The organism is Streptomyces sp. SID10853, from assembly GCF_010548145.1.
Lineage (GTDB): Bacteria > Actinomycetota > Actinomycetes > Streptomycetales > Streptomycetaceae > Streptomyces.
The window spans coordinates 1-8,759 of sequence record NZ_JAAGLN010000273.1; the positions used below are offsets into that span (position 1 = coordinate 1).

Below are 8,759 nucleotides of genomic sequence, written 5' to 3' on the forward strand. Positions count from 1 at the left end.
CGGGCGGCGTCGCACAGCGCGTCGAGCACCGCGTCGGCGCCCTCGGTCGCCGGGGTCGGCAGGGTGTGCCGGGCGAGCACCGACCCGTCCGGCCCGACCAGGGCGGCAGCGATCTTCGTACCGCCCAGGTCGAGTCCGATGACAGGGCCCGCGGGAAGGGGACCGGTGTGCGCCCCCGGCGCCGGCGCTGCCGTCCGTGCCGTCGGTGCCGTCCGTGCCGTCGGTGTCGTCATCGGGACGGGGTCAGTCCGGCCGTGCGCAGCCGCGCGTCGATCAGTGCGACGGATTCGGCGCTGAGCTGGATCTGCGGGAAGGCGGTGTCGCCGCACGCGATGACACCGAGGAGCCGCAGGGCGCCCTTGAAGGAGCCGAGCGCCGACGAGCTGCGCCCCATCTCGGCCTCGGGGCCGACGTCCACGATGTCGAAGAGCGAGATGAGCCGCTCCTGCTCCTTGGCTGCCAGCGTCCAGTCACCGGCGCGGGCGGCGTCGTACAGCCGCACATAGGCCGCGGGGTCGACATTGCCGATCCCGGGTACGACACCGTCGGCACCGGCCAGCAGGGCGGCGTCGACGGTGAGTTCGGAGCCGGTGAGGATACTGAAGCGGGGCACGGGGCCCTGGCTCCGGCCGTCCCGGCCGCCGAGCTCGACGATCAGCCGGCGCAGTCCGCCCTCGTCGCCGCTGCTGTCCTTGAGCCCGGCCAGGGTGCCGTCCTCGGCGAGTTCGCGCACCAGGGAGGCGGAGAGCTTGCTGTGCACCGAGACCGGCAGGTCGTACGCGAACAGCGGCAGGTCGACGCTCGCACGGACGCGCCGGAAGTGCCCCGCGATCTCCTTGGGGTGGGTGCGCGTGTAGAAGGGCGCCGTGGCGACGAGCGCGTCCGCGCCGAGCCGGGCCGCGACCCGGGCGTGGTCGATGACCCGGGCGGTGGTGGTGTCGATGACACCGGCGAGCACCGGGACACGGCCGGCGGCCGTGCGGACCACGGTCTCCAGGACGGTCGCGCGCTGCGCGTCGGTGAGGTAGGCGACCTCACTGGTCGATCCCAGGGCGAACAGACCGTGCACGCCTCCGCCGATGAGGTGCTCGACCAGACGGGAGAGCGAGTCGGTGTCGATCTCCCCGTCGGCGTCGAGCGGGGTGCAGACGGGCGGTACGACCCCGCGAAGGGGGGAGGTCAGTGCCATGGCGGTACTCCTGGTGCAGATAAGGGCTGGAGATTCTCTCCACAACATGAGACATCAGATGTCCTATGTCCTGCGGTTAGAATAATCCCCACCCCGTGTGCATCGTCAAAGAGACCCCCGTCACACGCCAGGAACCCGGAAAGGAGCCCCAGTGGTCCGCAGTACGGCGTCCGAGGACGTCCAGGCCGGTATCCGTCGGCTGATACTCGACCGCGGACTGTCCTCCGGCAGTCCGCTGCCCACCGAGACCGAGCTGACCGGCATCTTCGGGGTCGGCCGGGTCACGGTCCGGGAGGCGCTCAAGGCGCTGCAGGCCCTCCGTGTCGTCGAGATCCGCCGCGGCTCCGGCACCTTCGTCGGCTCGCTCTCCCTGGCCCCCCTGGTCGAGGGCCTCGCTTTCCGCGCGGCGGTACGCCACCGCAACGGCGAGGCGAGCCTGTACGAACTCATGCGGGTGCGTGAGGCGCTGGAGGCCGGACTGATCGACAGCGTCGTGGCTTCGGTGCCCGACGAGGATCTCGCGGTGCTGCGGGGGATCGTGGCGGAGATGGAGGGCGAGGCGGCGCGGGGGCGTATCGCCCGGAGGACGGACCGCGCCTTTCACCTGGTGCTGTACAGGTCCCTCGGCAACCATCTGCTCAGCGAGGTGCTCGACGCGTTCTGGGCCGCCCTCGACCAGGTGCGCGGCGACACCGGCGACGAACACCAGGACCCGGCCGCCACGCTCGCCCAGCACCGGGAGATAGTCGACGCGATCGCGGCGGGCGACGGCCCGCGCGCCTGCGCGGCGATGCGCACGCACTTCGACGGCATCAGGGCGCGGCTGGAGCCCGACGCGACGGGGTGAGGGATGGGGTGTCCTCCAGGGCGGCCCGGGTCGGTCAAGGCCCCTCCGCAGGGCCGCAGTTCACCCGGACCGAGTGCGTGCGACACGTCGACCGGTAAAACAAATCCAGTCGCCAGGGCCGCCCCCGTTCGGCAGACTCCACCAGGTGGACCAGGTAGTCAGAATCGCGAACCAGCTGGCCGGTATCGACGGCGTCGTCGCAGTCTGCCTGGGCGGCAGCCGGGCACGCGGCACGCATCGGCCAGACTCGGACTTCGATCTCGGCCTCTACTACCGTCCTCCGCTGGACGTCGCCGCCCTCCAGCTCCTCGCCTCCGAGCTGACCGGTGGCGCAGCCGAGGTGACCGAACCGGGTGCTTGGGGTCCCTGGGTCGACGGCGGTGGCTGGCTGACAGTCGGGGGGACGCACATCGACTGGATCTACCGGGACCTGGACCGCGTGCACCGGGTCTGGCAGCAGTGCCAGACCGGGCACTTCGAAGTCGGTACCCAGCCCGGCCACCCGCTCGGGGTCTACTCTCACGCCTACGCCGGTGAGGTGGCCATGGGACGCGTCCTCACGGACTCCACCGGTGAACTGACCGCCCTGCAGGGGAACATCCGGGCGCGGTACCCGCAGCCGCTGCGCGATTCGCTGATCGCCAACGCGCGATGGGAAGTGCCGTTCACCCTGTCCATCGCCCGCAAAGGTGTGCAGCGGGGCGACGCCTTCTACGTCGCGGGCTGTCTGTTCCGGGTCGTGGGACTTCTCGTACACGCCGTCCACGCCCAGGCCGGGCGCTGGATTGTCAACGAGAAAGGGGCCGTCGAGGCAGCGGGGTGGCTCCCGACCGCTCCGGCCGACTTCTCCGCGCGCGCCCACGCCCTGTTCGGCACAGTCGGCGCCACGCCGGGCGAACTCACCGCCGCGATCGACGCCGCGGACCGGCTGGCCGCGGATGTCCTGGACGGCCTGCCGTCCTCACCGGGATGACGGGCCCGTACCCGCGACCGGCTCCGCAACGAGCCGGAACAGCCCATAGTCGCGGGGTATTCGGCCATGAACAAGGCACAGCCCACCGGGGCGGACAGTGCCGCAGTCGTCGTCTGTCATGCAGTGTGGCTCACGGGAAGAGCGCCACTCCCACCATGATCAAGACAATGATGCCGACGACGATGGCCGCGCCCGCCCAGGGGCCGCGGTGCTTCATCGGCGCCCTCGGGCCGCCGCCACGAGGCCGGTCCTCCGGCAGCACCGGATGCGCGGGCCTGTCACTGGCGTAGAACTCCTTGTCCTGCAGCTCAGTCATCGGAAGTCCTTCCGTAGTGACCTCTGCACCAATTATATATCCGGCTCGCCAGGAATGCGTGAAATGCCCTTGTCCGCTCTCGGGTGCGGCTCCAACTCCGGTTCGCAGCCGGGCCAACTCCGGCCGGTCGCCCCCGAGGGCGATGAGGCCGGCGGACGAGATCACTCCGAAGCCCCGGCGTCTATGCTCTCCGGACACCGGGCGCAGCACCGAGAACGAAAAGGGCGGTAGAGGATGAGCGAGCGGAACGAGCAGGTCCCGGTTCAGGGCAACCGGGCGAACTCGGCGCGGGTGTACGACTACATCCTGGGCGGCAAGGACCACTACGAGGTGGACCGGGTGGCCGCCGAGGCGTCGCTCCGCGCCTGGCCAGGGCTGCGTACGAGCATGCTCGCCAACCGGGCGACCATGCGGCGGATGGCCCACTGGCTGGCCGCCGAGGCCGGGATACGGCAGTTCCTCGACATCGGTACCGGGATTCCCACGGAGCCCAATCTGCACCAGGTCGTCCAGGGTCAGGCCCCGGACGCACGCATCGTCTACGTGGACAACGACCCGATCGTCCTCGCCCACGCCGACGCCCTGATGCGCAGCACCCCCGAGGGGCGGACCTCCTACATCCAGGCGGACATGACCGAGCCGGGCACGCTCCTCACGGATCCCGCCCTGTCCGAGACGCTCGACCTCGGCCGTCCGGTGGGCCTGACGGTCATCGCCATGCTGCAGTTCGTGAAGGACGCGCACGGCCTCATCGAGACCCTGTTGCGGCCGCTGGCGCCGGGCAGCTATCTCGCGATCACCCTCGCCACCGGGGACCTCGCCCCCGAGTCCGCTGCGCTGGCACGCGAGTACACGGAGCGGGGCATCCCCATGTATCTGCGCACCCGCACCGAGGTGGAGGCCCTGTTCGCCGGGCTCGACCTGGTCGACCCCGGGGTGGTGCCGATGACGTCCTGGCGGCCCTCGGACGGCGCCGCACCGCCGGAGAACGGGACGAACATGTACGCGGGCGTGGCCCGCAAACCCTGACCTGCCTGCGTGCCTGCCTGCCTGGCACGTCCTGCCGTTTCTTTGAGGGCCCGTCCCGTCGTGTCGCGCCCTGCCACGTCCCCGTCCGCCGGTCCAGGCCGGACACCCCGCCTGGATCCCGCGAGCCCCGATGGAGCCCCCGCATGACCAACCCCCTGCCGGTCACCCTCGACGACATCCGCGACGCCGCCGCACAGATCAGGGGCGTGGCCCACCACACCCCCGTGCTGCGCTCACGCACCCTGGACCGGCTCGTCGGTGCGGAAGTCTTCCTCAAGTGCGAGAACTTCCAGCGGATCGGCGCCTTCAAGTTCCGCGGCGCCTACAACGCGGCCTCCCGGCTGTCGGCCGCGCAGGTGGCCAAGGGCATCGCCGCGTACTCGTCGGGCAACCACGCGCAGGCCGTCGCGCTGGCGGCGAAGGAGCTGGGGACCACCGCGGTGATCCTCATGCCCGAGGACACCCCGCAGTCGAAGCTGGACGCCACCGCCGGCTACGGCGCCGAGATCGTCACGTACGACCGCTACACCGGTGACCGCGTCGCCATCGGTGAGGCGCTGGCCGCCGACCGCGGCCTCGCGCTCATCCCGCCGTACGAGCACCCGCACATCATCGCCGGACAGGGCACCGCCGCACTCGAACTGCTGGAGGAGACGGGGGGGCTCGACGCACTGGTGGTGCCGGTCGGCGGCGGCGGACTGATGGCCGGCAGCGCCACAGCGGCCAAGGGCCTGCGGGACCGTATCCGGGTGATCGGCGTCGAACCGGAGGCCGGGGACGACACGAAGCGGTCCCTGGAGGCGGGCCGGCGGGTATCCATCCCGGTCCCGCGCACCATCGCCGACGGCCAGGCGGCCGGGATCCCCGGCGAGCTGACCTTCTCCATCAACGAGCGGCTGGTCGACGGCATCGACCTGGTGAGCGACGACGAGATCCGGGACGCCATGCGGTTCGCGTTCGAACGCCTGAAGATCGTCATCGAGCCCAGTGGGGCCACCGGGCTCGCGGCCCTGCTGGCAGGACGCGTCGAGCGGCTCCCGCGGCGCGTCGGAGTGATCATCTCGGGCGGCAACATCGGCGCCCGGCGGTTCGCCGAACTCTGCGGGAGCTGACGGGCCCGGGCCGGGGGAGCCGGCTGCGCCGCCCTTGACGGGAATCACAGGTTTGAGCGGGAGTGCCGCGATTCCGTGTGGGTACGCGAGCGCCGTAAAGGTGCCGACGCACCCACGTAAGGGGGTGCGCTTTCCTGTCCGCGTACGGTCGGAAGCGCGCCGGACAACGATGTCAGTCAGGTGATTGTGTTCATGGCCGAGACGGCTCATCCCACAGACGCACCCCACCGCGGCGGTAAGGCTGTGGGTATTTCCATTGCCGCCGCGGTGGGCGGTTTTCTTTTCGGTTTCGACTCGTCCGTCATCAATGGCGCGGTCGACGCACTGGGCTCGCATTTCCATCTCGGGTCGTTCCTCTCCGGTTTCGTGGTCTCCATCGCTCTGCTGGGCTGCGCGGTCGGCGCCTGGTACGCGGGGCGGCTTGCGGACAGCTGGGGGCGGCGGCGGGTGATGGTGCTGGGAGCGGTGATGTTCATCATCAGCTCCATCGGGTCGGCCACGGCCTTCTCCGTACCCGACCTCATGGTGTGGCGGGTGGTCGGCGGACTGGCCATCGGTATCGCCTCGGTGATCGCACCGGCGTACATCTCCGAGGTGGCGCCCGCGAAGGGGCGCGGCGCTCTGGGATCCCTGCAGCAGCTGGCGATCACCGTCGGCCAGCTGGTGGTGCTCAGCTCCAACAAGGGCCTGGCCGGGGCCGCGGGCGGCGCCTCGCAGAACCTCTGGTTCGGTATGGCGGCCTGGCGCTGGATGTTCCTGGTCGGTGTCATCCCGGCCCTGGTGTACGGCCTGCTGGCGCTGCTGATCCCGGAGTCCCCGCGCTATCTGGTGCTCAAGGGCGAGTACGGCAAGGCGGCCGGCGTGCTGGGGCGGGTGACCGGCGAGAGCGACCCGGAGGGCAAGGTCGCGCAGATCCGGGAGACCCTGGACAAGGAGCACCGCAGTTCGTTCGCCGACATCCGCGGCAAGCGGTTCGGGCTGCACCCGCTGGTCTGGGTCGGCATCATCATGGCCGCGTTCCAGCAGCTGGTCGGCATCAACGCGATCTTCTACTACTCCACCACGCTCTGGAAGTCGGTCGGCTTCAGCGAGTCGAGCTCCTTTACCACCTCGGTGATCACCGCGGGGATCAATGTGGTGATGACCGTGGTCGCCATGCTCTTCGTGGACCGGGTCGGCCGCCGCCGGCTGCTCACCATCGGCTCGATCGGTATGTTCCTGTCGCTGCTGCTCACGGCGGTCGCCTTCTCCCAGCAGCACGGCAGTGGCGACCACGTGTCCCTGCCAGGGCCGTACGGTCCGCTGGCGCTCGTGGGCGCGAACGCCTTCGTGGTCTTCTTCGCCCTGTCGTGGGGCCCGATCCTGTGGATCATGCTGGCGGAGATGTTCCCCAACCGGATGCGCGCCATGGCGCTCGCCATCGGCACCGCGTCGAACTGGATCTTCAATTTCATCGTCACCTTCGCCTTCGAGCCGATGACCCGCCAGGTCGGCCTCTCCTGGCTCTACGGCACCTTCGCCTTCTTCGCTCTCGCCTCGTTCTTCTTCGTACGCGGAAAGGTCCCGGAGACGAAGCAGCGCGAGCTGGAGTCGATGACCGGCGAGACATACCAGCGCCAGACGGCCGGGCAGACGCCGTCCGCCCACTGATCCGGTGGTGACGCCGCCGTCCGGGAGCGCCCTCTCCCAGGAGGAGGCACTCCCGGACGGCAGCTGCCCCGGCGCCCCGTCACAGGCCCTCGTTGCCGCGCAGTTCCTCCACCGCGACACGGGCGGCCGCGCCGATCACGGCGTCGGCCCGCGGCAGGGTGCTGTCGGCGCGGGCCGCCTGGGTGAACACCACGGCGGTGTACGCGCTGCCGTCGGGGAGTTCGACCACACCGGCTTCGTGGCGCATCGATCCGAAGGTGCCGGTCTTGCCCGACACCGTCACGTCGTCGTAGGGGAACCCGGACGCGAGCCGGTGCGTCCACGGCTGCTTTCCCATGAGGCCGCGCATGAAGGCGCAGCTCTCGGCGGAGGCCGCCCGGCCGGTCCAGATCGCCCGCAGCAGCAGGGCCATGTCCGCGGGTGTGGCCGATGCCTTGGACAGGGGGTCGTAGACGGCCGGTGGCACAGTGGTGTCGTTGTCCGAGATGCGCTCCATCGCGGCGCTCAGCGAATCGGTTCCGGTCTCCGTCACCAACTGCGCGAAGGTGGTGGCCACTCCACCGTGCACGGTGGTGTCCCGCATACCGAGGTCACGGCACACCTCGTCCACCGCCGCTGTTCCGATCCGCCGCAGCACGGCGTCGGCCGCGGTGTTGTCGGAGATGGTCATCATGAGGGCGACCAGGTCCCGAAGCGACATGGACACCGCGTCCCGGAGGACGGAGATACCGGTCGGCCCCGGCATCCGGTCCGAGGGTTCGAGCGTCACCCGCAGGCGTGGGTCCACAGCTCCGCTGTCGGCCAGCCGGCAGAAAGCGACCATCAGCGGCATCTTGTAGACCGAGCCGACGGGGACCGGTTCATCGGGATCGACCGATACGTACGCCGTAGGACGCCGCAGCTCGGCCACGTGCAGCCAGCCGCGGACACCCGCGTCGGCGAACATACCGCGGATCGTGCGCTGTACCCCCGTCGTGCGCTGTACCCCGGTCATGCGCCGTACTCCGTCATGTTCCGTACCCCAGTTGTGCGTTGCACACCGCTGCGCCGTCCTGTCCCGCTCATGCCGCCGCCTGCAGGGACAGCGCCTCGACCAGCAACTGAGCCGTCCGCGCGGTCGCTTCGCAGTCCGGGCGCCGCGCGTCCCACACCACCCGCAGCCGCAGGGGGAGGGGCGGGTCGGTCGTCCTGACCCGCTCGACGCCGTCGGCGGTCAGGGTGTCGTCGGCGGTCACCAGCACCGCCTGTCCCGCAGCGACCAGTGCGAGTCCGGCACGCTCGTCGGACACCACCAGGGTCTCCACCCGGCGCCCACGGCTGGCCAGGGTGTCGACGAACAGATCGTGCGCCGCCGGGGCTTCGTCCCGCGGACGTACGGCGACGGGCAGCCGCCGGGTGTTCGCACGGGTTCCCGCGGGAAGGCCGGCGGGCGAGAGCGCCCAGGTGGGGAAGAGCACCACCCGGTCGGCCGCCAGGCCGTGCAGTACGGCCGGATGCCGGATCACCGCGAGGTCGAGCCGTCCCGCGGCGGTCTCGGAGAGCAATGTGACGGTCGGTGCCGTCGTCACGGCGATCCGGCTCCGCTCGCCGGCCCGTACCGGTGCGGCCGCCACGGCCGCCGCGACCCGCGCCGGCACCTCGGG

Annotated in this window: 10 protein-coding genes; 5 read left to right on the top strand and 5 right to left on the bottom strand. The window is 70.7% G+C overall.

Features of this window, described 5'->3' with window-relative positions:
* The coding region (locus tag G3I19_RS31690; protein ID WP_164267161.1) for an ROK family protein at nt 1–233 on the bottom strand (233 nt) is incomplete at its 3' end.
* Nucleotides 230–1,189, bottom strand: a complete 960-nt coding sequence (locus G3I19_RS31695; RefSeq protein WP_164267162.1) for a dihydrodipicolinate synthase family protein — start codon at nt 1,187–1,189, stop codon at nt 230–232. The genes G3I19_RS31690 and G3I19_RS31695, both read right to left, overlap by 4 nt.
* 151 nt (nt 1,190–1,340) lie before the next feature.
* On the opposite strand from G3I19_RS31695, the gene G3I19_RS31700 reads away from it, so the two are divergent.
* Together G3I19_RS31700 and G3I19_RS31705 are read left to right on the top strand one after the other, a co-directional pair.
* Complete coding sequence (locus tag G3I19_RS31700) at nt 1,341–2,036, top strand: FadR/GntR family transcriptional regulator (protein ID WP_164267163.1); 696 nt, start codon at nt 1,341–1,343, stop codon at nt 2,034–2,036.
* A 145-nt stretch (nt 2,037–2,181) separates the two neighbouring features.
* The gene (locus G3I19_RS31705) at nt 2,182–3,009 is read left to right on the top strand and encodes a nucleotidyltransferase domain-containing protein (protein WP_164267164.1); all 828 of its coding nucleotides are present in this window, start codon (nt 2,182–2,184) and stop codon (nt 3,007–3,009) included.
* Nucleotides 3,010–3,139: 130 nt separating this feature from the next.
* Here G3I19_RS31705 and G3I19_RS31710 read toward each other — a convergent pair whose 3' ends face one another.
* Nucleotides 3,140–3,325 (bottom strand): hypothetical protein, encoded by a 186-nt coding sequence (locus G3I19_RS31710; RefSeq protein ID WP_164267165.1) that lies wholly within the window; start codon nt 3,323–3,325, stop codon nt 3,140–3,142.
* A gap of 234 nt (nt 3,326–3,559) precedes the next feature.
* On the opposite strand from G3I19_RS31710, the gene G3I19_RS31715 reads away from it, so the two are divergent.
* The 3 genes from G3I19_RS31715 to G3I19_RS31725 all read left to right on the top strand — a co-directional run bounded on the left by G3I19_RS31715 (nt 3,560) and on the right by G3I19_RS31725 (nt 7,116).
* Nucleotides 3,560–4,354: an SAM-dependent methyltransferase gene (locus G3I19_RS31715; RefSeq protein WP_164267166.1), complete on the top strand. Its 795-nt coding sequence runs from the start codon at nt 3,560–3,562 to the stop codon at nt 4,352–4,354.
* Nucleotides 4,355–4,497: 143 nt separating this feature from the next.
* Nucleotides 4,498–5,466: a pyridoxal-phosphate dependent enzyme gene (locus tag G3I19_RS31720; protein ID WP_164267167.1), complete on the top strand. Its 969-nt coding sequence runs from the start codon at nt 4,498–4,500 to the stop codon at nt 5,464–5,466.
* Nucleotides 5,467–5,658: 192 nt separating this feature from the next.
* Nucleotides 5,659–7,116, top strand: coding sequence for a sugar porter family MFS transporter (locus G3I19_RS31725; protein ID WP_203600750.1), 1,458 nt, complete (start codon nt 5,659–5,661; stop codon nt 7,114–7,116).
* Between the two features lie 79 nt (nt 7,117–7,195).
* Here G3I19_RS31725 and G3I19_RS31730 read toward each other — a convergent pair whose 3' ends face one another.
* Together G3I19_RS31730 and G3I19_RS31735 are read right to left on the bottom strand one after the other, a co-directional pair.
* A complete protein-coding gene (locus G3I19_RS31730; protein WP_164267169.1) occupies nt 7,196–8,110 on the bottom strand; it encodes a serine hydrolase in 915 nt (304 codons plus the stop codon).
* A gap of 67 nt (nt 8,111–8,177) precedes the next feature.
* The coding region (locus G3I19_RS31735) for a LysR substrate-binding domain-containing protein (protein ID WP_164267170.1) at nt 8,178–8,759 on the bottom strand (582 nt) is incomplete at its 5' end.